The organism is Brevibacillus parabrevis (assembly GCF_022701015.1).
Lineage (GTDB): Bacteria > Bacillota > Bacilli > Brevibacillales > Brevibacillaceae > Brevibacillus > Brevibacillus parabrevis.
This window is the reverse complement of sequence record NZ_CP064090.1, coordinates 784,000-807,812: the sequence shown is the minus strand read 5'-3', so window position 1 is coordinate 807,812 and position 23,813 is coordinate 784,000. Positions and strand designations below refer to the sequence as shown.

The 23,813-nt window shown below is 51.5% G+C and carries 29 protein-coding genes; 27 read left to right on the top strand and 2 right to left on the bottom strand.

Annotated elements, in window-relative coordinates:
• Positions 1-208: 208 nt before the first annotated feature.
• The 8 genes from IRJ17_RS03985 (at position 209) to IRJ17_RS03950 (ending at position 6,580) form a co-directional block, all read left to right on the top strand.
• On the top strand, positions 209-1,639 hold the full coding sequence (locus IRJ17_RS03985; RefSeq protein ID WP_122966046.1) for a PAS domain-containing sensor histidine kinase: 1,431 nt from the start codon (positions 209-211) through the stop codon (positions 1,637-1,639).
• A gap of 129 nt (positions 1,640-1,768) precedes the next feature.
• The gene (gene dnaX / locus IRJ17_RS03980) at positions 1,769-3,493 is read left to right on the top strand and encodes a DNA polymerase III subunit gamma/tau (RefSeq protein WP_173599723.1); all 1,725 of its coding nucleotides are present in this window, start codon (positions 1,769-1,771) and stop codon (positions 3,491-3,493) included.
• A 40-nt stretch (positions 3,494-3,533) separates the two neighbouring features.
• Positions 3,534-3,845, top strand: coding sequence for a YbaB/EbfC family nucleoid-associated protein (locus tag IRJ17_RS03975; RefSeq protein ID WP_063230366.1), 312 nt, complete (start codon positions 3,534-3,536; stop codon positions 3,843-3,845).
• A 28-nt stretch (positions 3,846-3,873) separates the two neighbouring features.
• Positions 3,874-4,470: a recombination mediator RecR gene (recR, locus tag IRJ17_RS03970; RefSeq protein ID WP_005830525.1), complete on the top strand. Its 597-nt coding sequence runs from the start codon at positions 3,874-3,876 to the stop codon at positions 4,468-4,470.
• Between the two features lie 67 nt (positions 4,471-4,537).
• Positions 4,538-5,032, top strand: a complete 495-nt coding sequence (locus IRJ17_RS03965) for an SRPBCC family protein (RefSeq protein WP_173598007.1) — start codon at positions 4,538-4,540, stop codon at positions 5,030-5,032.
• A gap of 50 nt (positions 5,033-5,082) precedes the next feature.
• Positions 5,083-6,057 carry a CPBP family intramembrane glutamic endopeptidase gene (locus IRJ17_RS03960; RefSeq protein ID WP_122966043.1) on the top strand — a complete coding sequence of 325 codons (975 nt, stop codon included), beginning with the start codon at positions 5,083-5,085 and terminating at the stop codon, positions 6,055-6,057.
• Between the two features lie 13 nt (positions 6,058-6,070).
• Entirely contained in the window at positions 6,071-6,301 is a 231-nt protein-coding gene (locus tag IRJ17_RS03955; protein WP_063230301.1) for a DUF2508 family protein, read from the top strand.
• A 12-nt stretch (positions 6,302-6,313) separates the two neighbouring features.
• A complete protein-coding gene (locus IRJ17_RS03950) occupies positions 6,314-6,580 on the top strand; it encodes a pro-sigmaK processing inhibitor BofA family protein (RefSeq protein WP_063230302.1) in 267 nt (88 codons plus the stop codon).
• A 9-nt stretch (positions 6,581-6,589) separates the two neighbouring features.
• Here the strand turns inward: IRJ17_RS03950 and IRJ17_RS03945 are convergent, their stop codons facing one another.
• Entirely contained in the window at positions 6,590-7,117 is a 528-nt protein-coding gene (locus tag IRJ17_RS03945) for a hypothetical protein (RefSeq protein ID WP_122966042.1), read from the bottom strand.
• 69 nt (positions 7,118-7,186) lie between these two features.
• Between IRJ17_RS03945 and IRJ17_RS03940 the strand changes: the two genes are divergently transcribed.
• The 13 genes from IRJ17_RS03940 (at position 7,187) to rsmI (ending at position 16,162) form a co-directional block, all read left to right on the top strand.
• Entirely contained in the window at positions 7,187-7,372 is a 186-nt protein-coding gene (locus IRJ17_RS03940) for a hypothetical protein (protein ID WP_173599725.1), read from the top strand.
• Positions 7,369-8,376 carry a hypothetical protein gene (locus IRJ17_RS03935; protein WP_242773330.1) on the top strand — a complete coding sequence of 336 codons (1,008 nt, stop codon included), beginning with the start codon at positions 7,369-7,371 and terminating at the stop codon, positions 8,374-8,376. Before IRJ17_RS03940 ends, IRJ17_RS03935 begins: the two co-directional genes overlap by 4 nt.
• Positions 8,377-8,436: 60 nt before the next feature.
• A complete protein-coding gene (locus IRJ17_RS03930) occupies positions 8,437-8,619 on the top strand; it encodes a sigma factor G inhibitor Gin (RefSeq protein WP_005830511.1) in 183 nt (60 codons plus the stop codon).
• Between the two features lie 129 nt (positions 8,620-8,748).
• Positions 8,749-10,221, top strand: coding sequence for an aminotransferase class I/II-fold pyridoxal phosphate-dependent enzyme (locus tag IRJ17_RS03925; RefSeq protein ID WP_242773328.1), 1,473 nt, complete (start codon positions 8,749-8,751; stop codon positions 10,219-10,221).
• Between the two features lie 47 nt (positions 10,222-10,268).
• Complete coding sequence (gene tmk / locus IRJ17_RS03920; protein WP_173599728.1) at positions 10,269-10,910, top strand: dTMP kinase; 642 nt, start codon at positions 10,269-10,271, stop codon at positions 10,908-10,910.
• Between the two features lie 128 nt (positions 10,911-11,038).
• Positions 11,039-11,368 (top strand): cyclic-di-AMP receptor, encoded by a 330-nt coding sequence (locus tag IRJ17_RS03915; protein ID WP_007719896.1) that lies wholly within the window; start codon positions 11,039-11,041, stop codon positions 11,366-11,368.
• 137 nt (positions 11,369-11,505) lie between these two features.
• Complete coding sequence (locus IRJ17_RS03910; RefSeq protein ID WP_122966038.1) at positions 11,506-11,952, top strand: YaaR family protein; 447 nt, start codon at positions 11,506-11,508, stop codon at positions 11,950-11,952.
• Positions 11,953-11,968: 16 nt separating this feature from the next.
• A complete protein-coding gene (holB, locus tag IRJ17_RS03905; protein WP_063230308.1) occupies positions 11,969-12,949 on the top strand; it encodes a DNA polymerase III subunit delta' in 981 nt (326 codons plus the stop codon).
• 3 nt (positions 12,950-12,952) lie between these two features.
• Complete coding sequence (locus IRJ17_RS03900; protein ID WP_063230309.1) at positions 12,953-13,768, top strand: PSP1 domain-containing protein; 816 nt, start codon at positions 12,953-12,955, stop codon at positions 13,766-13,768.
• A 28-nt stretch (positions 13,769-13,796) separates the two neighbouring features.
• A complete protein-coding gene (gene yabA, locus IRJ17_RS03895; protein WP_122966037.1) occupies positions 13,797-14,168 on the top strand; it encodes a DNA replication initiation control protein YabA in 372 nt (123 codons plus the stop codon).
• 95 nt (positions 14,169-14,263) lie between these two features.
• Entirely contained in the window at positions 14,264-15,031 is a 768-nt protein-coding gene (locus IRJ17_RS03890; protein WP_122966036.1) for a tRNA1(Val) (adenine(37)-N6)-methyltransferase, read from the top strand.
• Entirely contained in the window at positions 15,006-15,281 is a 276-nt protein-coding gene (locus tag IRJ17_RS03885) for a GIY-YIG nuclease family protein (RefSeq protein ID WP_233454143.1), read from the top strand. Before IRJ17_RS03890 ends, IRJ17_RS03885 begins: the two co-directional genes overlap by 26 nt.
• Positions 15,278-16,162: a 16S rRNA (cytidine(1402)-2'-O)-methyltransferase gene (gene rsmI, locus IRJ17_RS03880; protein WP_122966034.1), complete on the top strand. Its 885-nt coding sequence runs from the start codon at positions 15,278-15,280 to the stop codon at positions 16,160-16,162. Before IRJ17_RS03885 ends, rsmI begins: the two co-directional genes overlap by 4 nt.
• 115 nt (positions 16,163-16,277) lie before the next feature.
• Here rsmI and IRJ17_RS03875 read toward each other — a convergent pair whose 3' ends face one another.
• Positions 16,278-16,529, bottom strand: coding sequence for an AbrB/MazE/SpoVT family DNA-binding domain-containing protein (locus tag IRJ17_RS03875; RefSeq protein WP_007776347.1), 252 nt, complete (start codon positions 16,527-16,529; stop codon positions 16,278-16,280).
• Between the two features lie 742 nt (positions 16,530-17,271).
• Between IRJ17_RS03875 and metG the strand changes: the two genes are divergently transcribed.
• The 6 genes from metG (at position 17,272) to veg (ending at position 23,744) form a co-directional block, all read left to right on the top strand.
• Positions 17,272-19,296, top strand: a complete 2,025-nt coding sequence (gene metG / locus IRJ17_RS03870; protein ID WP_242773326.1) for a methionine--tRNA ligase — start codon at positions 17,272-17,274, stop codon at positions 19,294-19,296.
• Positions 19,297-19,323: 27 nt separating this feature from the next.
• Positions 19,324-20,094: a TatD family hydrolase gene (locus tag IRJ17_RS03865; RefSeq protein ID WP_063230315.1), complete on the top strand. Its 771-nt coding sequence runs from the start codon at positions 19,324-19,326 to the stop codon at positions 20,092-20,094.
• A gap of 367 nt (positions 20,095-20,461) precedes the next feature.
• A complete protein-coding gene (locus IRJ17_RS03860; RefSeq protein ID WP_173599732.1) occupies positions 20,462-21,556 on the top strand; it encodes a resuscitation-promoting factor in 1,095 nt (364 codons plus the stop codon).
• Positions 21,557-21,732: 176 nt separating this feature from the next.
• The gene (rnmV, locus tag IRJ17_RS03855) at positions 21,733-22,281 is read left to right on the top strand and encodes a ribonuclease M5 (protein WP_063230317.1); all 549 of its coding nucleotides are present in this window, start codon (positions 21,733-21,735) and stop codon (positions 22,279-22,281) included.
• A 3-nt stretch (positions 22,282-22,284) separates the two neighbouring features.
• Positions 22,285-23,181, top strand: a complete 897-nt coding sequence (rsmA, locus tag IRJ17_RS03850) for a 16S rRNA (adenine(1518)-N(6)/adenine(1519)-N(6))-dimethyltransferase RsmA (RefSeq protein WP_242773324.1) — start codon at positions 22,285-22,287, stop codon at positions 23,179-23,181.
• A 290-nt stretch (positions 23,182-23,471) separates the two neighbouring features.
• Complete coding sequence (veg, locus tag IRJ17_RS03845) at positions 23,472-23,744, top strand: biofilm formation stimulator Veg (RefSeq protein WP_122966031.1); 273 nt, start codon at positions 23,472-23,474, stop codon at positions 23,742-23,744.
• Positions 23,745-23,813 lie beyond the last annotated feature (69 nt).

Here is a 23,813-nt window from a genome sequence, read left to right as displayed (position 1 = left end):
ATGCTATTTTTAGTTTGTCCGCGATTTCTAATTTGCCGATCGATATATTTTTTGTTGTAATTTGACGATAACTAGCGAAACATTTCTCTGCTCATAAGTGCCTAAAAGGGCAGGTTTTGAGCACTTTTTCACGAAGTTTCATAATAGTTGAGAAATGCCATGGGTTTCTTTGCTCATGAAGTACGTCATAGGCCAGGAGGGACAAGCTGTGAGTGCACCTTTTTCGTTACATCTCGTTGGCTCGTCCGGACGATTGCAGCGGTTCATGCATCAACTGCCTACTGCCGTTTTATTGGTGAATCAATCGGGTAGTATCGTGGAAGTAAACGAACAACTGCTTCGTGTAACCGGATATTCACGCGATCAACTGATCAAGCAACCCATCTCCACTATTCTCCCTTATCAAGGCTCGATGGAACAACTGTACGAAGAGCTTTTGCAAAGAGAAGAAGAGTCGGGAGCAAATGTCGAAGTAGAGTGGCGTGATCAACAGGGGAAAAGCAGGAAGACGCCTGTGATGATACTGGTACAGCAAGCAGAGAATCCCTTGTATTTGGTTCATTTTTACCAATTGGCTAAAGAAACCGACCAGGTCTTGTCTCAGCGCCTTTTGACCAAGCTGACCTACGATACCAGTTTGGGTCTGTTTATTCTGGATGAACATTCGCGCATTATCGAGGCCAGCCAGACTGCCTGCAAGCTTTTGGGAATGGAGCGGCTCAATGTCATCAACAAACACGTCGATCACGTATTCAGCGGGATTCCCGAGCCGCATCGGCTGATCAAAAAAGAGCTGTTGGAAGGCGTGAAGCTGCAAAATGTCGCGACTTCCTGGACGAATGACAATCAGCGCTTCGAGTTGATCGTCGATGCCAATACGCTGCAGGACGAGTCGGGAAAAACAGTCGGCGCATTCATTTTGTTCAAGGATATTACCAATCTGCGCTCGTTTGAGCAAAAAATCGAACGGAATGAGCGATTGGCGATGATCGGTCAAATTGCGGCGGGCACTGCTCACGAAATCCGCAATCCGTTGACCTCGATCAAAGGATTTTTGCAGATGTTCCTCAAATCATTCACCGACAGCGGGATGGATCGGGAAAAGACGTATACCGAAATCATGCTGACGGAAATCAATCGCATCAATTCCTTGGTCAGCGAGTTTTTGCTCCTGAGCAAGCCGCGCGATATACAGTACGCGATGGTTGACCTCAATACGGTTTTTGAAGAAATCATGCCAATCGTGGAGTCACAGGCGATTTTGTACGGGATTGACGTACGCTTCCCTTCGCGCGGAAAGCTGCCGATGGTTGTAGGCGATACGGAGCTGCTCAAGCAAGTGTTTATCAACATTTGCAAAAATGGCATTGAGGCGATGGGAGAGCAGGGAACGCTGCAAATTTCCCATCATCTTGACCAGGATGGAGACAAGATGAGCATCGATATCCACGACACAGGCCCCGGTGTTCCACTCTACATCATCGACAAAATTTTCGATCCGTTTTTTACGACGAAGGAAGAAGGGACAGGGCTTGGCTTGTCCGTCTGTCAAAAGATCATTCACGACATCGGCGGTCAAATTCGCGTATCGTCGAAAGGGTACGGAACGACCTTTCATATCATGCTGCCGTACCTGTAGCTGTCCCGGTTTGGATGAAGCGTCCCGCGCACTTGTGAACGGGGCGTTTTCTTTGTACGAACGGTGTCAATCGTGTATAATGAATAGGATATGGAAGAGGACTGTGCAGATGGGGAGTGTCACACGAACATGGCTTATACCGCGCTATACCGCGTATACCGGCCGCAGACGTTTCAGGATGTAGTCGGACAAGAACATGTGACGATAACCTTGCGTAATGCGTTACGCGAAAATAGGCTTTCTCATGCTTATTTGTTCAACGGTCCCCGAGGTACGGGAAAGACAAGTGCAGCCAAGATTATGGCCAAGGCAGTGAACTGCGAGCAGCCAATCGACGGCGAACCATGCAATCAATGCGATACATGCAAAGCGATATCCAATGGTTCTGTAACTGATGTACTGGAGATCGACGCCGCTTCCAACCGCGGGGTTGAGGAAATCCGGGACATTCGAGATAAGGTGAAGTTTGCTCCGAGCGATGTCAGGTACAAGGTGTACATCATTGACGAGGTGCATATGCTGACGACAGAGGCATTCAATGCCCTGTTGAAAACGCTTGAGGAGCCGCCTTCCCACGTCATCTTTATTTTGGCGACGACAGAGCCGCACAAGCTGCCCGCGACGATTATATCGCGTTGCCAACGCTTCGATTTTCACCGGATTCCGTTAAAAGTGATGGTCGATCTGCTTCAGCGGATTTGCCAGTCGCAGGGAGTCCAGGTCGAGGAGCAGGCGCTTCAACTGGTTGCCAAAATGGCGGAGGGCGGGGCGCGCGATGCGCTGAGCTTGCTGGATCAGGCAATCAGCTACAGCAAGGATGAGGTTCGTGCCAGCGATATTATGCAGATCACGGGTACGGTCGCCCAATCGTATTTTTCCGTCCTGGCAAGACATATCGCCGAAAACGATGTGGCACAAGTGATGGAGCAATTTGATCGGGTAATGGTTCAGGGAAAAGACCCTGAGCAGTTCCTGCACGATTTTCTCTACTACTACCGCGACATGCTGCTGTTGAAGACAGCCCCTCAACTGGAGGAAATCGTGGAACGCACCATGATTGACGACCAGTTCCAGGAGGTTGCCAAGCTTTACTCCTTGCCGGCTTTGTATGCCGCGATCGAGACGTGCAACCAGTCGCTTTCCCAGTTGAAATGGTCGACGTATGCGAGAGTGCTGGTGGAGCTGACACTGGTGAAAATGTGCCAGTCAAGCGCTGCAAGCTCTCCAAACACCCAGACTACAGCAGGCGGTGGTGGAGCAGCGGCAGCAAGCAGTGAGGAATGGACAGCTATGGCTGCCCGTCTGAACGCTCTGGAGGAGAGGCTGAGCCAGGTACTGCAAGGGCAAATCAGTCTGCCAGGCCAGCAAAAGACCGAAGAGCCGCGCAAAAGCGAGCCGAGACGCGTGGTTGCGGCAGCCGCAGGCGGTGGTTCACGGACGTCGATGAATCGCGTCAGGGAAGTAGCCAAGTCGCTTGATGAAAACTTGACCAGACAGGTTCGGGGACAGTGGAGCCAGATTTTAAATGAATTGAAAAAGGTCAAAATACAGTATCAGGCGTGGCTGGTGAACGGTCAGCCTGTAGCCGCCGGAAACGATGCTGTTATCGTCACTTTTACAAGCGCCATCCATTGTGATAAAACGATGGAGCCGGAGTTGAAAGGTGTAGTGGAGCGGGTCATGTCTACTGTGCTGGGAAGACCTTTGCAACTGTTGTCTGTCATGGAAGAAGAGTGGCAGAGCGTCGATCAGCAGACGGCACAAAAGGACGATCCGGGCGGGGAGCAGGAAGACCCGTTTCTGGCAGAGGCGATCAAGCTTGTAGGTGAAGGACTTATAGAAGTAAAAGACTAGCAGTCAAAACCAAAACAGGGAGGACACCTCAATGAAAAACATGCAGCAAATGCAACAAATGATGAAGCAAGTGAAGAAAATGCAGGAAGAAATGCAAAAAACGCAAGAAGCTTTGAAAGATAGAATCGTGGAAGGCTCTGCTGGCGGCGGCGCGGTTGTCGTCAAGGCTGACGGACACAAGCAAGTACGAGACATCGTAATCAAGCCAGAAGTGGTTGATCCGGAAGACGTGGAAATGCTGCAAGACCTGGTGCTGACAGCGGTAAACGACGCGCTGCGCAAGGCAGACGAAATGATGGGCAAAGAAATGGGCAAATTCACCGGAGGCATGAACATCCCGGGCCTGTTCTAAAATCGGGCAGGAAAAGAGGAATTACGCGATGTTCTATCCAGAACCGGTTTCCAAGCTGATCGAAGGTTTTATGAAACTGCCCGGCATTGGTCCGAAGACCGCTGGGCGGCTTGCCTTTTTTGTACTGAACATGAAAGAGGACGACGTGCTTGATCTGGCAAAAGCGTTGGTCAACGCAAAGCGCCAGCTTCATTACTGCTCCGTCTGCAACAATATTACCGACCTTGATCCGTGCCATATTTGCCGGGACAAGCGTCGGGATGGCTCGATCATTTGCGTGGTGCAGGAACCGCGCGATGTCGTCGCGATGGAAAAGACGAAAGAGTTCGAAGGCTACTATCACGTGTTGCACGGTGCTATCTCGCCAATGGACGGGATCGGGCCGGAAGATATCCGCATTCCTGACCTGCTCAAGCGCCTTGGCGATGAACAGGTGAAGGAAGTCATCCTGGCGACCAACCCGAACATCGAAGGGGAAGCGACCGCCATGTACATATCTCGTTTGATCAAACCGTTTGGCATTCGCGTGACGCGCATTGCTCACGGCTTGCCAGTGGGCGGAGATTTGGAGTATGCGGACGAAGTGACCTTGAGCAAAGCGTTGGAAGGCAGACGCGATCTATAGAGCGAAAAAGAAGACGGGGGAAATGCCTGTCTTTTTTTTCGTTTAAGAGACAAGAGGGGGAGCAAGGATGCCCGTCATTCGCATGGAGTTTACGATTCAGGCACCGCAACAGATTTGTTTTGATGCGGCGAGAAGCATTGATTTACATATGGAGTCCACCGCGCGTACACGCGAAAAGGCGATTGGCGGAGTGACCAGCGGTTTGATCAAGCTGGGAGAGTCGGTTACATGGGAAGCCGTTCATTTTGGCATCAAGCAAAATTTGACCGCCAAGATTACCGAGATGGAAGAACCGCGCTATTTTGTCGATGAGATGGTGCAGGGCGCGTTTAAACGTTTCCGACATACGCATGAGTTTGTCGTGCTCGGGGAACATTCGACAAAAATGCTGGACATTTTCGACTATTCTTCTCCTTTTGGCATCGTGGGAAAGGTGTTTGACTGGTTGGTACTGGAAGCGTACATGACTCGCTTTTTGCGGACACGAAATGAATACATCAAAGAGGTTGCCGAGGCGAAGGCGCAGGAGTTGCAGCACATCGCAAAGAAATCGCAGGAGTGACGGACTTTTTTTCGTGGACGAGACATAGAGTGAAGTAGGAGTGTGAGGAAATGCTGACAGGACCAGGACTGTCGCTTGCGAGTTGGGCTGGGCGACAAAAGTCCACTCCGTGGGCGATCATGCTATTCATCGGGTATTGGCTGATGTTTGCGGCCGAGTTTTCCATGATTCGGTTTCATCTCGGGGAGGACGGAAAGTGGGTTGCTTCTACTACAGATGTGCCCGAGGCGTGGATGGGATTGGTCGTCTTCGCAGTGGCAGCGCTTAGCCTCGTCGGAGCGATCGGTTATATGTACAGTCTCACCCGCGAGAGCAAGCAGACTTTGTGGTTATGGGGAAATCACGAGCTGACAGGCAATGATGTGGTGCACATCGTGGCGTGGATGCACGTATTCCAAACCATTGTGCTGGTTGTGTACGGGCTGGTGCTGGAGGACACGCTGTTTGCGGTAGGGACGGTTGCAGGCACGCTGGAATCGGCTGTCTTTCAATTGTTTCTGCTGATCCTGATCCCGCTCTGGTTTCGCGGCAGGCTAGGGGAAATCGGGGTACGTCGTCCTGTCCGGATCAAGCAGATGCTCGTCTTGCTGCTGTTGCTTTTTTTATTGATTGCACTGCTTTTGGACGTGGTGGTGACCAATCCGATAGCCGATTGGTTTGGGCTTTCCTTGTCATCGGAGCGAGAGCAGCAAATCGAAAAAGAGATTGTGACGGCAAAAGATACGGATATGCTCGCGGCGGTGGCATCGCTTGTGGTCATTGGGATCATGGTTCCGATTGCGGAGGAGATTCTGTTTCGGGGCGTGATTCAGACTTATCTGGTTCGGCGCATAGGTGCCGTGGCCGGGATTATTCTCAGCAGTCTCTGGTTCGCCCTTTTGCATATTGATGTGGCATTGTTTGCGCCTCTGTTCGTCATCGGATTGGGTCTGGGGTTTGTGCGACACCGTTACCAATCCATCTGGGGAGCGGTTGTGCTGCATGCGGTCAATAACATGATGGGGGTTTTGTACTACTTTAACTGAGGAGGATTTGCAGGTGAGCAGGTGGGGAAAAAAAGAACGGGTTGTCATCGACTGGGATGCCGAGAGTCTGGATGTAGCGGTAAATCAGGCTCGTGAGGATTGGCAGCACGCCCGCCATCTTGTCGAAATCAGCGAGCCGGATGGCGGTCTGGAGGATGTCATCTATTATCTGCACGTTACCGAAAAGCGGTACATGTACTTGCTGGCGCAGGCAAAACGAGAGCGCCATCGCAAGCACGCGTAGGAGGGGGCGTTCATGGCTACGGGATGGATCATTGCGCTGATTATTGTCGGGATTTTGCTTTTGACAGCGGCAAGCAAGTCAGTGGCTACTCCCATCAGGTGGATTGGTTTTGGCGTCATGCAAGTCGTCATTGGTGCCATTCTTTTGTTTTTTACCAATCTGGTTGGCGAGCTGGCCAGTTTCCATATTCCGATCAACCCGGTCACAGCTTTGGTCGCCGGATTTCTCCGCCTGCCAGGACTCGCTGCGCTGATTGTCATCAAGCTATGGATCATGTGAACGGATTGATCAACCGTCTGTCTTCAAAAAGGCAACTCCGCGATTCTCGTATTTAACCCGGCTCCAGCCAGGCTGACGCAACGAGGCGATCAAGGCGATCAGGCGCGGCAGTGATACGACGGCCACGCCGCCGAGCAACGTAAGTCCATAGCCCGCCGACAGCCAGACGAATGCTCCCGCAGCCAGGAGTGCGGTGCCGACCAATACGGTACTTTCGCTGGCTCGATAAACAGATAACGGAACGGGAAGCACGTAGCCAGCCCCCCACCATGGTGAGACGAGCATGTCAGCGGTTGTCTGAGGTTTTTGCGAGCGCAGCTGGGCGTAGAGCCGAAAAATGATCAAATGGCAGATCGGTATGACAGGCAGGATCGCCAATGTGACGACAAGCGAGGCCACAGGTACTTGCAACAGCATGGAGCTGCCGATCAGGGACAGGCCAATCAGCAAAAGCTGAAGCAAATAGCCGATAAGTCCCCAGCGAAATCGGTAAAGCAGCTTGTAGCTGTAGATCGTATGTTGGGCTTGTCCCTTCATAGAAGTCACATCCTTCGCAGTTCTTTGTCTATTATCGCACAGTCTCCAATCGGGAGAAAGTTGCACCTTATGCAAAAAAAGCCGTTGGTCCGCGCCAAGACTGACGGCTTTTTCGCATGTCCGGCTGGCGGCGATTGTTGCGAAAATGTGATGGACTTGCGGTTTATGGGCAACGATAAAAAGGAACGAAATGGAATCGGCATAAGACTTTTGCCCAAGAAAGCGGGGGAGGAGATGTGCGAGAGCAGCGAATGACGTTATGGGCCGCGTCCGAACAAATCGTGCGCAGCTTGGGCGGTTCTCTGCGCGAATGCGGGATCGATTTGGCATCTGAGCAAACAGGACTTCCGCCAGAAGGTGTCGCCGGATTTCTTGTAACCGGGCATGACGATTACAACAAGCTGCGGGCAGCGGATAGAACAAGCATGCGTCAGCAAAACGATGCGGACCTGTTGGTGATATACGGGGATGAGGCGCCATATGCCTGGGCGGATGAGCTGGCGTTGTCGAGCGAGGCTGGTGATGATGCGAGGAAATGGGAAGTAATCCGCTTGGCATTGTGGTCGGGCAACGAGCGCGCTTTGATCGGGGGAGATCCGTCCGGCAAGCATATGCGTCTGGTTTGCCGACTGCTTGCCGAATACGGCAAAGTGTCCATGATTTGCGGCTGCCGGGAAGTAGATGAAGCGATTCGTCAGCTGCCGCGTTATTTGGCGTGGAAAGAACGCTTTTATTGGGAGCTGGGCGAGTGGTGCGATACCCGGCAAGTCTCGCTCAGGCAAGTGTCGCGAGCTTTAGGTTTGGATACGCGGATCGGGCAGGGCTGGCTTTTTGCGGAGCGTCGGGATCACTCGCATGTTTGCAAATGGCTTGAGCGGGAATGCCAGCTCGTTCTGGAAAAGGCGAAGGTCAGGCGAGTAGCGCTGATCGGTTCAAACGCTTTGTGGGACAAGATGCCCCAAGGCTGGCTGGCGAAAATGGACGTAGCTGTCTACACCGGAGCGGACGGGCAATATCCGAACGAGGTACACCCCGACTGGCTGCACGGCGATTCGTGGAACGCCGTATTGCAGGATGCCGATTTGCTGGTGATCGGAGACAGGCTCGGTATTGTGGACGAGCTTTCCCTGCAAGAAGTGGCGAAGGTGATGCGCCAGTCGTTGGTCGTGGACGCGGCATCCTGTTTTCCAACCCAGGAAGCCCAGCTTTTTTTCAAAGGTTACCGAGCTATCGGCGAAAAGACGAACGTTTGGGAATGATGCGGATTATAATGGGGTATAATGGTTGGTAGATTGAGGAAAAGGGCAGGCGTTTGCACTATGGAAAAAGTTGCTCAGCGATGTATCGTCTGTGAACAGGAGCAGAACGACGGGATCGCCATTTGTGAGCAGTTTATTTGTCAAAAATGCGAACAGGAAATGGTAAATACCGACGTCCAGGACGAAAAGTATCCGTTCTTTATCCACCAGATGAGACGAATTTGGCTGCGAAAAGATGCGTGACGGAAAAAGGCATCGGCATCCCCGGTGTCTTTTTTCATTTGCCAAAAAGCTTGGCGAATTTCCGTTTTCCTCATGTCAAATCATGCTAAAATAATGGGTAATATTCATGACAAAGGACGTGAGTCGCGCGTGCTTATGAGAGATGCTGAATTTCGGGAGCGACAAAAGCGTGCGCCCCTGTATGAACAGCTGGAACGGCACGCCAAGCATCGCCCGCATCCGTTTCATGTGCCTGGGCACAAAATGGGCCACAGCTTTGACAGCCACGCCAAACATCGTTTTCAATCCGTATTGGAGCTTGATTTGACTGAAATTAGCGGAACCGATGATTTGCACCAGCCTCAAGGCGTGATTGCGGAAGCACAGTCTTTGGCTGCGGAAGCTTTCGGTGCGGAAGAGACGAAGTTTTTGATTGGCGGCAGCACAGTCGGGAATCTTGCCCTGATCATGACGGTATGCCGACAGGGTGACAAAATTCTCGTGCAGCGAAATTGCCATAAATCGGTTTATCACGGGATCATCATGGCCAGAGCGGAGCCGATTTTTCTGGTGCCTGCCGTGGATTTGGCAACAGGTGTTGCCGCCGGGGTCAGGCGCGAGGATGTCGAGCGTGCCCTACAGACACATCCGGATGCCAAGGCAGTCTTTTTGACGAATCCCACCTATTACGGCATGGGCATCGACTTGGCGAAAATGGCGGCTACGGTGCATCGGCACGACATTCCGCTTTTGATTGACGAGGCGCATGGTGCCCACTTTGGCTTTCATCCGGCTTTTCCTCGCTCGGCGATGCAGTCGGGTGCGGACGCTGCCGTACAATCCACACATAAAATGGCTTCGGCCATGACGATGTCCTCCATGCTGCATCTGCAAGGCGGGCGAATAGACAGGGAACGATTGTATCGGCATCTAGCCATGCTCCAGTCGTCCAGCCCTTCGTACATATTGATGGCTTCGCTCGATCTGGCCCGGCGTCATCTGGCGCTTGAGGCCTGTGAAGAATGGGAGCGACTGCTGCCGCTACTGGACAAGCTCCGGGAGAGAACAGGCAAGCTGGAATGGCTGGAATGGCCGCAGCTTTCCGCGAACTGCGTATATACGACGTTTGATCCTTTGAAGCTGTTTTTGCACTTGCGCACGGGACAGACGAGCGGATTTGCGTTGCAGGAATTAATGGAAAGACATGGAATCTTTCCTGAGTTGGCTGATGATTCTCACGTACTGCTGGCAGCATCGGCAGGAACGACTCATAAAGACTTGGAAGCCTTGGCCCGATTGCTGGAATCGCTCTCGCCCCAAGTCGAAGCGGAAGCGGAGCGGATTCTTTTGCACGGCGTTGTCTCCTCGCACTATTTGCGCAAGCAGGCTGTGCCGATGCACGAAGCGGTTGACCGCCCGCGGGAGACGATTCCGCTCGAACAGGCAACGGGACGAATCGTGGCCGAGATGGTCATTCCTTATCCTCCAGGTATTCCGGTACTCGTTCCGGGTGAGCGAATGGATGAGGAAGGATTGGAAATGCTCGCCGAGTTGCGGCGGGGGCGCACTCGCTTTCACGGGGTGCAGGACGATCGTTTGCATACCATCCAGGTGTTGCGTTAGTTACAGATAGGAAGCAAGTGGCCTGCTACAACAGGTGCGGAAGGAGCATGCAAGTGACAACAGGAACAAAAGGCCGTTTTATTACTGTCGAAGGTGGCGAAGGGGCGGGCAAATCGACTGTCATCGCCAAGCTTTACGAGGAATTGCAGGCGCGTGGCGTGGATGTGCTGTTGACACGCGAGCCGGGCGGTATCGATATTGCGGAAAAAATTCGGGAGATCATCCTGAATCCGGCGCATACGCAAATGGACGAGAGAACGGAAGCATTGCTGTACGCCGCAGCGAGACGCCAGCACTTGGCTGAAAAAGTGTTGCCTGCCTTGCAAGCGGGCAAAATCGTGCTTTGCGATCGCTTTATCGACAGCAGTCTTGCTTATCAAGGCCATGCAAGAGGGCTTGGCATAGAGGCAGTCTATGAGATCAACCGCTTCGCCGTCGGTGACTGCATGCCGGAACTGACGCTGTTTTTCGATATACGTCCCGAGGTTGGACTGGCGAGAATCAACAAGGCGCGCGGCAGAGAAGTCAATCGGCTCGATCTGGAAGGAATCCGCTTCCACCAGCTGGTAAGAGAAGGGTATCAGCTTGTCATGGAAAAAGACCCCGATCGCTTCGTCGTTATTGATGCCGAGCAGCCGATGGAGCAGGTGTACGAATCGGCATTGCGCGTATTGCTGGACAGATTGTAAGGTTCGCAGTACCGCATGTACAGGTACATACTGTATAATATGTTTAGGCGAAATAGCGTACCAAGCCTACATGATTTTCATACAATAAAGCACGTGCGGGATAATTCTTGCGGAAAGGGTGATAGCCGATGAAAATGGTAGTTGCGGTCGTCCAGGACAAAGATAGTGGTCGTCTGTCTCAACAACTGGTAAAGAAAGGGTTTCGCGCGACGAAGCTCGCCAGTACCGGCAGTTTTTTGCGAGCTGGCAACACAACGTTTTTGATCGGTACGTCTGACGAAAGCGTGCCGGAAGTAATCGACATCATTGCACACAACTGCAAATCCCGCAAGCAAATGGTCACTCCTGTTTCCCCTCTCAGCAATGCAGTGGATTCGTTCATGCCTTACCCGCTGGAGGTACAGGTAGGCGGAGCCGCCGTGTTTGTACTGGATGTAGGAGAGTTCCACTCTTTTTGACATATGATGCGCAAAAGTGAAGAGCATCCTCATTCTCATCTGCAGGTTAGTTCATGCTCTCTTTTTTCGCCGCTTTCGTTTATACTTGATGTAACGGGGGGTTTATCCCCTACTGATCGGGCCTGTGGGGTGGCGAGATGAAAATCGGCGATGGGCTTAGACCTAAGCTGGACATGATAAAAACGGCAGATTCACGTAGAAATCCTCAGCTCGAAAAGCTGAATTTTGGCACGATGGTGCAAGGAGAAGACGAGCGCATGTCCCAGGAGCTGATCAATCGGCTGCTCGGCGACATCGACAGGATGGGGCAAGTTCTTGCCAGATCGCGCTCTGTTCGCGATTTTTATGCATATAAAAACCTCGTCAAGCAATTCATGGAGGAAGCCGTCAAATACGGGGTTGCCCTGGATGACAGACGAGGAATCAATCGGCGAGGCCGCAGCAGGCTGTACAAAATCGTCAAGCAGGTCGATGAGGAGCTTTTGCGTCTGACAGATGAGCTTTTGAGCGACCAGGCGCCGACGATTGATTTGTTGGCCCGGATTGGCGAAATCCGCGGCATGCTGATCAACTTGTATTTTTAGTGGGTGTGAAACCATTATGACATGGACCCGTTTTTCCCAGCAGCCGAGAGCTTCCGAGCTGCTGTATCATAGCCTGCTCAACAACAGATTGGCACACGCCTATTTATTGGCTGGTCCCAAAGGAGCGGGTAAAAAGCAGATGGCCCTGCATCTGGCGAAGTCCCTTTTTTGTCCGGAAAGGGAAGCGGACGCCTGCGGGGCCTGTCTTACATGCAGGCGGATTGAAGGGGGAAACCACCCCGACGTCCTGTTTATTACACCTGATGGAGCTTCTATTAAAATCGACCAGATTCGCGCGCTGCAAAAAGAAATGGCCATGCGTGCGGTAGAGTCCAAGCACAAGGTGTACATCATCGAACACGTCGACAAAATGACGACGCAAGCTTCCAACAGCCTGCTGAAGTTTTTGGAGGAACCGCCCGCTGGTGTACTGGCCTTGCTTCTGACGGAACATAGCCACTCGATCCTCCCGACGATTTTATCCCGGTGCCAAATCGTGCAATTCTCTCCACTTTCTGCCGAAGCCATTGCGGCACAGCTGCGGTCAGACGGCATTTCTGCCGGGATGGCGCAGATTGCCTCCCACATTACGACAAATGTGGAAGAGGCCAAGGCACTCAGCCAATCAGAATCGTTTGCACAGCTAAGAAATCTAGTGATACAATTGAGCCATGAGTGCAAACAGCGTAATTCGTCTGCGCTCTTCACCATCCATGATATGTTGCAAAAGAGCGACAAAATCAAAGAGGAACTACCCCTCTTTTTAGATTTGCTCATCCTTTGGCTGCGCGATATCCTGTATGTGCAAGTAGGCAGGCATGCCCATCTCATTAACAGCGACCAACAGGATGTGCTGCAAGGACAAGCACTGGTATGGACAAAAGCTGAGCTCTTGCACGGGATAGATTTGGTCATGGATACGAAAAATCGGATAGAGCGAAACGCCAACGCACAGTTGGCTCTTGAGCGGTTGGTTCTTCAATTCCAGGAGGGATAACCCTTGTATGAGGTTGTTGGGGTCCGTTTTAAAAAAGCGGGCAAAATATATTACTTCGACCCTGACCGACTGCCGATAGAGAAAGATTGCACTGTAATCGTCGAAACGGCGAGAGGGGTCGAATATGGCAAGGTCGTCATCGGCAAAAAGGAAGTCGCTGAGTCCGATGTGGTGCTGCCGTTGAAAAAGGTCATTCGCATGGCTGACGATAAAGACGCTAAGCAGGTTGATGAAAACAAGCAAGCTGCGAAAAACGCCTTTTCCGTGTGCCAGACGAAGATCAAGGAGCACAAGCTCGATATGAAGCTGGTCGATGTGGAATACACATTTGACCGCAACAAGATCATTTTTTATTTTACCGCTGACGGCAGGGTTGATTTCCGCGAGCTGGTAAAAGACCTCGCTTCCGTGTTTCGCACCCGCATTGAACTGCGTCAGATTGGCGTGCGCGACGAAGCAAAAATGCTTGGCGGCATTGGTCCCTGTGGCAGGCTGCTGTGCTGTTCGACATTCCTCGGCGATTTCGAGCCAGTTTCGATCAAAATGGCCAAGGATCAAAACCTTTCGTTGAATCCAGCAAAAATCTCCGGTCTGTGCGGCCGTTTGATGTGCTGTTTAAAATACGAGAATGACAACTACGAAAGCACGCGTGATGAAATGCCGGATGTCGGCAAGGTGGTCACTACCCCGATGGGAAATGGACGAGTCGTTTCTGTTAACGTACTGGATCAGTCCGTTCAGGTGGAGCTTTCGATCGACAAACGCATCACGGAATTTGGATTGGATGAGATTGCGATAGGGCTCCCCACCTATGAATAAAGTGTGGGGGTAGGGGAGAGGTGAGCTAGTGGACAAACGGGAAATCTTCGTCAAGATGGCGAGCATTGAAGAACGAATTGGGGACCTGTACAAAGAGATCGGTGAGTTGAAAGACGTCATCGTTGTTTTGATGGAGGAAAATGCCCAATTACTCGTTGAAAACCAGCATCTTCGCAACCGACTGGACAAGAAAAAGACTGGCTCCCAGGCAAAACAAAAAGGAACAAGCATTGTTGCCAAGGAGAAAGCCAAAAAGGCCGTGGTCGGGGAAGGGTATGACAACCTTGCTCGTCTGTATGCGGAAGGGTTTCATATCTGCAATGTGCATTTCGGCAGTTTGCGTAAAGAAGGGGATTGCCTGTTCTGTCTCTCGTTTTTGAGCGGCGGCCCTCAAAAATAAAGGTGACGAGCGATCACCGTATGGAGAAAGCGACCTGTGCCACGTGTCAGGTCGCTTTTTCCAAGACAAGGACAAAAAGGAGTAGGAAATAAAGGATGGAACCTGTCACCAACGTGCCGCTCTACGATGCGGAGCGCATTGACGATTTATTGACACACGAAATGAAAATCATCCAGAGCCACGAGGTGTTCTGTTTTTCCATGGATGCTGTGCTGCTTGCGCGGTTTGCATCGGTGCCAAAGCGCGGCAGGGTGCTTGATATGTGTACGGGCAACGGGGCGATTCCGTTGATCATGACGACAAGGACGCCGGAAGCTCATTTTGATGGAATCGAAATTCAGCCGCGCTTGTACGACATGGCGAGTCGAAACGTACAATTGAACGGGCTTACAGAACGGATCGAGATGCACCATGGAGACGTCAAAGAGGCTGTTGCCCATTACGGTCACGGCAAATTCGATCTGATTACGTGCAATCCGCCATATATGCCTGCGACGAGTGGCGAGAAAAACACCAGCGAGCACTTTGCGATCGCCCGTCATGAGATCTTGCTGTCGTTGGAAGATGTCATCCGGGTCGGCAGCCAGCTGTTGAAAAACGGCGGCAAGCTCGCACTCGTCCATCGTTCGACGCGACTGATTGATATCATTTCCTTGATGCGTCAATACGGAATCGAGCCGAAGCGGATGCGTCTGGTTTATCCGCGCAGGGATGCGGAGCCGAATATGGTACTAATTGAGGGAATGCGGGGCGGAAAGCCGGAGCTGAGGATTCAACCGCCATTGATTGTCTATGAGAATGGTGAGGAATACTGTGAGGAACTTCAGGAAATTTATTTTGGCAGAAGAGATTCCCTCGCATAAGAGCCACTTTGTCTACATGCTTTCCTGCGCAGACGGTTCCTTGTATACCGGCTATACGACGGAGCTGCTGCGCCGACTGGCGAAGCACCAGGAGGGAAAGGGCGCGAAGTATACCAGAGGACGCGGGCCGTTGGCGCTTGTCTTTTGGGAAGAGGGGCCTGACCGTTCATGGGGCTTGAAGCGGGAGGAAGCGATCAAACGGCTGAATCGCAAGCAAAAAGAAGACTTGATTGGAGGGACGCCGCAATGAATATACAGCGCAGCTTTGCGCAGGAGGAAACAGGTGTCCTGTATTTGGTGGCTACGCCAATTGGCAACCTCGATGACATCACGGTCCGGTGCTTGGAAACACTGCGCGCGGTCGATGTGATTGCCTGTGAAGATACGCGGCAAACAAGGAAGCTGCTGAACCATTTTCAGATCGAGAAGCGCACAGTGAGCTATCACGAGCATAATAAGGAAGCAAGCGGTCAAGGGCTGTTGCAATGGTTGGCAGAAGGAAAGCGAATTGCCTTGGTGAGCGACGCCGGACTGCCGGCTATCTCCGATCCGGGGGCAGACCTTGTGCGCGATGCAGTCGCCGCCGGGTATCCTGTCGTTCCGGTGCCAGGTGCCAATGCCGCACTGACAGCTTTGATTGCTTCGGGACTGCCTACAGACCGTTTTGTTTTTTGCGGATTCATCGGGCGGGAAAACAAGGAGCGGCGCGAGGAGCTGGAACGGCTCAAGCGTTATCCGGAGACGTTGATTTTTTACGAAGCTCCGCATCGGATTGCAAAGACGATTGCCGCGATGCGGGAAGCGTGGGGCAACCGCCGGGCTGTTTTGGCTCGGGAGCTGACCAAGCGCTACGAAGAGTTTGTTCGCGGCACTTTTGACGAACTGCTGGAATGGCTGGACAGCGGGGAAGTGCGCGGGGAATTTTGCGTCATTGTCGAAGGCTACACAGGCGCTGTCGAAACAGAGGAAGCTGTTGACTGGTGGCAGCAAATGAGCGTCGTTGGGCATGTCGACCATTACTGCGAGCAGGGCCTGAGCAAAAAAGAAGCAATCAAGCAGGCGGCTGATGACCGCGGCTTGCCCAAACGGGACGTTTACAACGAGTACCATCGCGATCAGGAAGCGGAATAAGGAGCTGGCCTTAGCAGGTCGGCTTTTTTCTTTTGCTCAGAAAACACAAATAGCCTTCGCATAGCTTGTCCCTGTGCGAAGGCTATTTGTATGTAAATCGGTTTTTTATCAAAAATTAGCGTTTTACAACTGGCATCTCAGTCAGGCAATCTTGGCAAACGATTTTACCTTTAAAATGAGATACTTTATCAGCGTTTCCACAGAAGATGCAAGCAGGCTCGTATTTTTTCAGGATGATGCGCTCACCATCTACGTAAATTTCCAAAGCGTCTTTTTCGGCAATACCGAGTGTGCGGCGCAATTCGATTGGAATAACGACCCGACCCAATTCATCTACTTTACGAACAATCCCCGTTGATTTCATCATTGTAAATTCTCCTCCTAAAAATTCATATGTCGATGCTATTGTTAAACGCTCATCATTAATCGTCAATATTCGACATTTTCTGTTGGGATTATCATACCAGCGATTCCCAAAGGTGTCAACATGATTTTGACAAATCTTTGAAAACCAAAGTGTTTTTTGAAAATAAGAAAGTTGATATATCAGCGTTTTGTAGGAAACTGGAAAGTGTATGGAAATTTTTATGGATAAAATTTACTGGGATTAATGCATGTCGAAACAGTCACTTTATGTCGAATGAAACCGCGCCTATTCGACAAAAAAGCCTACTTCTCTCTGCTTTCCCTTTTCCTTACATTTGAAAATAATTCGGGAAAGATGGTGCTGGCTGGATGTTTACAAAACAGGTCGGTCGTGTACAATAGAGGATAAATGAGGGAATGCACAGCAAAAGCAAACGACCATGATGGGAAGAGTAAGCCGATCCTCCTTATTCCAGAGAGCCGGGGCAGCTGAAAACCGGTATAAGCGAGCAAGCCGAACATGGACCCAGAGTCTTGCAGATGAACAGCCGCGACCAAACCGTCGTGCCCAGTAGTCTGTGACGTTGACCCGCGTTAAGGGTAGAGTCTGTTTTGGACTCACCAAGTTCGTTTTCCGCGAGGGAGACGGAGCATTTGGGTGGTACCGCGAGTTAGAGCTCGCCCCAATTTTTTGGGGTGGGCTTTTCTATTTTTCTACATGTTATTAGGAGGGGCTAGGTTGCATGAAACCAACATACTACATCACCACACCGATTTATTATCCAAGCAATAAGCTGCACATCGGAAATGCCTACACGACAATTGCTTGCGATGCACTGGCGCGCTACAAACGTTTGCGTGGCTACGATGTCTACTACCTAACAGGTACGGACGAGCACGGTCAAAAGCTACAGGAGCGCGCGGCCGAAGATGGCAAGCAGCCATTGGAATTTATCGATCCTGTCGTAGACTGGATTCGCGACCTGTGGCAGAAGCTCGACATCTCGTACGATGATTTCATCCGTACGACACAGCCGCGCCACAAAGAAGTCGTGCAAAAAGTGTTCCAGCGTCTGCTTGACCAAGGCGATATTTACCTCGGCGAGTACGAAGGCTACTATTGCGTACCAGACGAGGCGTTCTGGACAGAAACCCAATGTAAAACCGACAAGGGCTACATTTGTCCGGATTGCGGCCGCGAAGTGAAGAAGGTCAAGGAGAAAAACTACTTCTTCCGCATGTCGAAGTATCAGGACAGACTGCTCGCGCACATTGAAGCGAACCCTGACTTCATTCAACCGGAGAGTCGCCGCAACGAGATGATCAACAACTTCCTGAAGCCTGGACTCCAGGACTTGTCCGTATCCCGCAGCACATTTGACTGGGGAATTAAAGTGCCGAGCGATCCTGAACATGTGATTTACGTCTGGATTGACGCGTTGACCAACTACATTTCTGCTCTTGGCTACTTGTCTGACGACGACAGCAAATATCGCCGTTTCTGGCCTGCCAACGTCCATATGGTCGGAAAAGACATTTTGCGCTTCCATACGATCTACTGGCCGATTTTGCTGATGGCGCTCGATGTTCCGCTGCCGAAACAAATTTTCGGTCATGGCTGGCTGTTGATGCCGGATGGAAAAATGTCCAAGTCGAAAGGAAATGTTATCGATCCCAAGCTGCTGATTGACCGTTACGGCTCCGATGGCGTTCGCTACTTCCTGTTGCGTGAAATCAACTTCGGGCAGGACGGCATTTTCACACCGGAATCGTTCGTACAGCGCCTGAACTACGATCTGGCAAACGATATCGGCAACTTGCTCAGCCGCACCGCTACCATGATCGAGAAATACTTCGAAGGCGTAGTTCCAGCTCCGCAAGATGCTGGCGAACCGGATGACAGCCTGATCAGCCTCGCGATGAAAACGAAGGCGCTGGTCGAGGAGCATATGGAAGAAATGCGTTTCTCCAATGCGCTTGCCCACATTTGGGAACTGGTGGGCCGCACGAACAAATACATCGACGAAACCATGCCGTGGAACCTGGCAAAATCGGAAGAAACCAAAGGACGTCTGGCGACAGTCATGTACAACCTCGCGGAAAGCATTCGCATCAGTTCCGTGCTGATTCAACCGTTCATGACCAAGGCGCCTGCGAAAATTTGGGACCAACTCGGCATTTTGGGCAACGAACAGGCGACAAGCTGGGAATCGGCTGGCGTATGGGGCGAATTGCCTGCCGGCAGCATCGTGAGCCGCAAAGAGCTTTTGTTCCCGCGTCTGGACGTGCAGGCTGAGCTGGCTTTCATTGACGATTCGACCGCAGAAGCACGCCGCCAAGCGGAGGAAAACAAGAAAAAACAAGACGCTTTGAAAGGGGAAGCACCTGTGAACGAAACAACGGCAAACCAGGCGGAAGCGACAGAAAAACCAGCGGATGCCAAAGAAGAAATCGGTATCGACGATTTTGGCAAAGTAGAACTGCGTGTTGCGCAAGTAGTGGAATGTGCGAAGCACCCGAACGCCGACAAACTGTTGATTTTGCAACTGGATCTCGGCTATGAAAAGCGCCAGGTCGTTTCCGGTATCGCGAAATACTACACGCCGGAAGACATGGTCGGCAAAAAAGTAATCCTCGTAGCCAATCTGAAGCCTGTGAAACTGCGCGGAGAGCTGTCGCAGGGCATGATTTTGGCAGCGTCCGCAGGCGATCAGCTGACGCTTGCGACAGTAGATCCGAGCATGCCGAACGGAGCGATTGTGAAGTAACGAGGGGCAGGAAAGGAAGAACCTATTTTGCTATTTGAGACACATGCGCACCTGAATGCAAAAGAATTTGATGAGGATCGCGAGGAAGTCATCGCCCGCGCGCGGGAAAACGGCGTCAGCACGATCGTGAACATCGGATTCAACGCAGAAACCATCCCGACTTGCATGGATCTGGCGAAAAACCACGATTTCATATACGCAGTCATCGGCTGGCATCCCCAGGACGCCAAAGACATGACCGACGAGCATTTGGAGTGGATCGAGGAGTTGAGCCGCGATCCGAAGGTAGTGGGGCTGGGCGAAATGGGCCTGGACTATTACTGGGATACGTCGCCAAAAGACGTGCAGGCAGAAGTATTCCGCAAGCAGATTCGTTTGGCGCGGAAGCTCGACATGCCGATCATCATCCACAATCGCGACGCGCATCAGGATGTTTTGACGATCCTGAAAGAAGAAAAGGCAGCAGAGGTCGGAGGGATCATGCACTGCTTCTCCGGCAGCTGGGAGACGGCGAAGCTGGCGCTGGACATGAACTTTTACATTTCATTCGGCGGCCCGCTGACCTTTAAAAATGCGAAGCAGCCAAAAGAAGTAGCAGCCCAAGTACCGCTCGACAAGCTGTTGATAGAAACAGACTGCCCGTACCTGACCCCTCATCCGTTCCGCGGGAAGCGAAATGAGAGTGGATACGTGCGTTACGTCTGCGAGGAAATGGCGAACATTCGCGGCTTGTCTTACGAAGAAATGGCCCAAATCACCACAGAAAATGCAAGACGACTGTTTCGCCTCCAGCCGTAAAAAACAGCAAGCCAAAACGGGAGATCACGCCATATCACGTGATTTCCCGTTTTTTTGTGCTGCGATCTGTTGTTCTACTCGTTTTTTGCGGCGCATACCTTGAACAATGTGTCGAACGATTATTGTCCATCCGACAAAGCTTCTCGACAGAAATCTGCTACCATTCGCCATCTGATTTTTGCTAGTCTGTTAGCATTATCGCTTCGGCCAGGGGAGGGTAAATTTGACAAAGGGAAAAAAGTAACTTACAATCAAAGCCGACCTTGTTAAGTACAGACCACTTCCAGAATATTGGTGCAATTACATCGACCCTTACCTGGCTAGACAGGAGAAGCCTCGTGCTTTTCTAGGAAAAGGAGTGTGGGAAATGGAGTTACGCGCGATATGGGAAAAGTATAAGCATTCGGGGCTTGTCGTTTTCGGCATCCTTGCTCTTGTGCTCGTTCCCATGGTTGGCTATTTCTCTGCCCAGGCTACCCAGCCAAAACAGGTCACTTTTTCGTTGGACGGAGAAAGCCAGACGGTAGCTACCAAAGCTAGTACCGTACAGCAGTTCTTGACCGAGCGAAACATTACGGTAACGGAAAAGGATTCCCTTCAACCAACACCTGAGACGAAGCTATCAGACGGAGCATTGATCACTTTACATACAGCCTGGTCCATTCCGGTCCAGGTTGACGGGCAGACTAAAACGATACAGACACTTAGTCGGGATGTTGCTGGCGTGTTGAAGGACAGCGGCATTGCGCTGGGTGAAAAGGACCGGGTAGAGCCGGCCCTGACCGCCTCGCTGACGAAGGACGCTTCGATTACAATCAAGCGCGTAGTCGAGCAGACAGTCAAAGTCGAGGAACGGGTTGCTTTTCAGGAAATACGCAAGAACGATCCGGCATTAACCAAGGGTAAGTCCCGTGTACTGCAAAACGGGCAAGAGGGTAAGGCAATTGCACACTACAAGCTGGTCATGGAAGACGGAAAGGAGGTCTCCCGTGAACTGGTGACAAGAGATGTGCTTGTGCCAAAGAAGGACCAAGTGGTGGCCGTCGGAACAGCAGCTCCTTCGCTGCAAAACAACGATCCATCGCAAAGGGTCTTGGTCGCTTCAGCGGGAATGATCTCGCGTGGTGGGAAAGTATTCAGGCCGAAAAAAGTGCTGAACGGGGTTACTTTGACTGCCTATTCTCCTTCAGGGGGAGGCAAGCATCCTAGCTCGCCAGGCTATGGACGTACGGCGACAGGCGTCAAAGCAAAGGCAGGCCACACGATCGCAGTAGACCCAAAAGTCATTCCATATGGCTGGTGGGTGTATATTGAGGGCGTAGGGTATCGCCGGGCAGAAGACACAGGCGGCGCCATGCGCGGCGGAAAAATTGACGTGTTTGTGAGCACAGAGCCAGAAGCCGTTCAATTTGGTCGCAAGCGCAACAAAACCGTCTATATAATCGGGCCGCAGAAACCATAGGACAGGAGCAGACCGCTCCTGTCTTTGTCTTTGGCGTTTTGCGAATAGACATGATAAGCTGTTTGATAGTTAGACGGTTTCAGGCGAGGATTCGTTTCGGCATTTCCAGGCTTTTTGCCTGATTTTTTTGGAACACTACTAGCAAAAGCGACATTGTACGAAAGTAGGAGTACGTCATGAAAATAAAAGAGGTCATCGTCGTGGAGGGGAGAGACGACACCGCTGCCATCAAGCGTGCAGTGAACGCTGACACGATTGAAACGGGTGGTTCCGCCATCCATGCCAGAACGATAGAAAAAATCCGGCTGGCGCAGCAGAAGCGCGGCGTCATTATTTTTACAGACCCCGATTACCAGGGGGAGCGCATTCGCAAGATCATCAGTCGTTCCGTACCGGGCTGCAAGCACGCCTTCATTACCCAGGAGGACGGTATGAAAAAAGGCGACATCGGGGTGGAGAACGCCACGCCGGAAGTGATTGTTCGCGCGCTGTCGGAAGTCCGGACAGAGATGGCGGAAACAGCCGGAGAGATTACCTCCGATGATTTGCTGGAAAATGGACTCACGTCGGGAAGCGATGCCAAGGAGCGGAGAATCAAGCTTGGGGAAGCTTTGGGGATCGGTTACGCCAACGCCAAGCAAATGCTGCAACGGCTGAATGCTTTTCAAATCACTCGCGCGGAATTTAAAGCGGCTGTAGAAGCCATCGATAAAGAGAGGGAGTAAGCAATGACGCAAGCAGCAGGCAAGGATATTGCCACACCTACGCGAACAAAAGAAATCCTGGAGAAGTACGGCTTCTCCTTCAAGAAGAGTTTGGGCCAAAATTTCCTCGTAGACACCAACATTTTGCACAATATCGTGGACGAAGCTGATCTGACGAAGGAAAAAGGCGCGATTGAAATCGGCCCGGGGATTGGCGCTTTGACCGAACAATTGGGACGAGCAGCAGGGAAGGTCATGGCGATTGAAATCGACCAGCGGCTTTTGCCCATTTTGCAGGACACGCTGTCGCCCTACGACAATATCGAGGTCGTGCATGGCGACGTGCTGGAGCTTGATTTGCGTTCCCTCATTACAGAGAAGCTGGCTGGGGTCGAGAAGCTGAGCGTCGTAGCCAATCTGCCTTACTATGTGACGACGCCGATTTTGATGAAGCTGCTGGAAGAGAGACTGCCTCTGGAGAACATCGTGGTCATGATTCAAAAAGAAGTGGCTGAGAGAATTGCTGCCAAGCCAGGCACGAAAGACTACGGCTCTCTTTCTGTCGCGGCGCAGTTTTATGCGGAAACAGAAGTCGCGATGATCGTTCCAGCCAGCGTGTTTATTCCTCGTCCTAACGTCGATTCTGCCGTCATCAGGCTCAAAGTCAGGGAGCGTCCGCCAGTTGAAGTGGACGACCAGGATGTGTTTTTCCGGGTGGTGCGCTGCTCGTTCGCCCAACGGCGCAAAACTTTGTTGAACAACCTGATGAACGGTCTGTTTCTAAAAACACAGAAGGATGAAGTAATACAGATGCTTTCTGACATCGGGATTGAACCGACCCGCCGCGGCGAAACCCTCAGTATCGAGGAGTTCGCCCGCCTAGCCAACGAAGGCTTGCGGCGCGGCCTTATTGGGCAATAAGACAAACTTTTACCCTCGTTTTTGGACGGAAAAAGCCAAAGACGGGGGTTTTTTGTCGATGAATGCAAGAAAAATGCGGAAAAAAAGGCCGGGCTATTATCGGCAAGCCTTGCTGCAGCAAGGTTTTTGCGCATTGTGGACATACTGTTGGAGAGCAGGTGACAAATATCTGCTAATTTGCTGAAAAAAACCCCGTTGACAAAATATCTACAGGGTTGCTATAATTTTTTATTTCTTTGACAAAATATAATTGAGCTGTTATAATAGATGTAAGCGAGGTGGATGGAACAATGGCAAGAAACGCGTTACTTGACATTAAACGCAGTTTAGACGGGCACATTGGTGAACGCATCCTTCTGAAGGCCAATGGAGGTCGCCGTAAAACCGTCGAACGAAGTGGCATCCTCGAAGAAACATACCCATCTGTGTTTGTGGTAAAGCTTGACGACGATCAACTCTTTGAGCGGGTCTCCTACAGCTATGCCGACATCTTGACGGAAACAGTAGAGTTGACGGTGTGCCGCGATAACGAGCACATCCGCATCACATTTGTACAACAGTAGAGCCCTTTTGGGTTCTACTGTTTTATTTTTGCTATCAAAAGGTTGTAAATATTTGGGCGCGAAGATGAA

Bases quoted from the DNA above. Each gene is read 5' to 3' on its own strand.
- dnaX (WP_173599723.1), top strand. From the start codon at position 1,769: ATGGCTTATACCGCGCTATACCGCGTATACCGGCCGCAGACGTTTCAG.
- IRJ17_RS03975 (WP_063230366.1), top strand. From the start codon at position 3,534: ATGCAGCAAATGCAACAAATGATGAAGCAAGTGAAGAAAATGCAGGAA.
- recR (WP_005830525.1), top strand. From the start codon at position 3,874: ATGTTCTATCCAGAACCGGTTTCCAAGCTGATCGAAGGTTTTATGAAA.
- IRJ17_RS03965 (WP_173598007.1), top strand. From the start codon at position 4,538: ATGCCCGTCATTCGCATGGAGTTTACGATTCAGGCACCGCAACAGATT.
- IRJ17_RS03960 (WP_122966043.1), top strand. From the start codon at position 5,083: ATGCTGACAGGACCAGGACTGTCGCTTGCGAGTTGGGCTGGGCGACAA.
- IRJ17_RS03950 (WP_063230302.1), top strand. From the start codon at position 6,314: ATGGCTACGGGATGGATCATTGCGCTGATTATTGTCGGGATTTTGCTT.
- IRJ17_RS03945 (WP_122966042.1), bottom strand. From the start codon at position 7,117: ATGAAGGGACAAGCCCAACATACGATCTACAGCTACAAGCTGCTTTAC.
- IRJ17_RS03940 (WP_173599725.1), top strand. From the start codon at position 7,187: ATGCAAAAAAAGCCGTTGGTCCGCGCCAAGACTGACGGCTTTTTCGCA.
- IRJ17_RS03935 (WP_242773330.1), top strand. From the start codon at position 7,369: ATGACGTTATGGGCCGCGTCCGAACAAATCGTGCGCAGCTTGGGCGGT.
- IRJ17_RS03930 (WP_005830511.1), top strand. From the start codon at position 8,437: ATGGAAAAAGTTGCTCAGCGATGTATCGTCTGTGAACAGGAGCAGAAC.
- tmk (WP_173599728.1), top strand. From the start codon at position 10,269: ATGCAAGTGACAACAGGAACAAAAGGCCGTTTTATTACTGTCGAAGGT.
- IRJ17_RS03915 (WP_007719896.1), top strand. From the start codon at position 11,039: ATGAAAATGGTAGTTGCGGTCGTCCAGGACAAAGATAGTGGTCGTCTG.
- IRJ17_RS03910 (WP_122966038.1), top strand. From the start codon at position 11,506: ATGAAAATCGGCGATGGGCTTAGACCTAAGCTGGACATGATAAAAACG.
- holB (WP_063230308.1), top strand. From the start codon at position 11,969: ATGACATGGACCCGTTTTTCCCAGCAGCCGAGAGCTTCCGAGCTGCTG.
- IRJ17_RS03890 (WP_122966036.1), top strand. From the start codon at position 14,264: ATGGAACCTGTCACCAACGTGCCGCTCTACGATGCGGAGCGCATTGAC.
- rsmI (WP_122966034.1), top strand. From the start codon at position 15,278: ATGAATATACAGCGCAGCTTTGCGCAGGAGGAAACAGGTGTCCTGTAT.
- IRJ17_RS03875 (WP_007776347.1), bottom strand. From the start codon at position 16,529: ATGATGAAATCAACGGGGATTGTTCGTAAAGTAGATGAATTGGGTCGG.
- metG (WP_242773326.1), top strand. From the start codon at position 17,272: ATGAAACCAACATACTACATCACCACACCGATTTATTATCCAAGCAAT.
- IRJ17_RS03860 (WP_173599732.1), top strand. From the start codon at position 20,462: ATGGAGTTACGCGCGATATGGGAAAAGTATAAGCATTCGGGGCTTGTC.
- rnmV (WP_063230317.1), top strand. From the start codon at position 21,733: ATGAAAATAAAAGAGGTCATCGTCGTGGAGGGGAGAGACGACACCGCT.
- rsmA (WP_242773324.1), top strand. From the start codon at position 22,285: ATGACGCAAGCAGCAGGCAAGGATATTGCCACACCTACGCGAACAAAA.
- veg (WP_122966031.1), top strand. From the start codon at position 23,472: ATGGCAAGAAACGCGTTACTTGACATTAAACGCAGTTTAGACGGGCAC.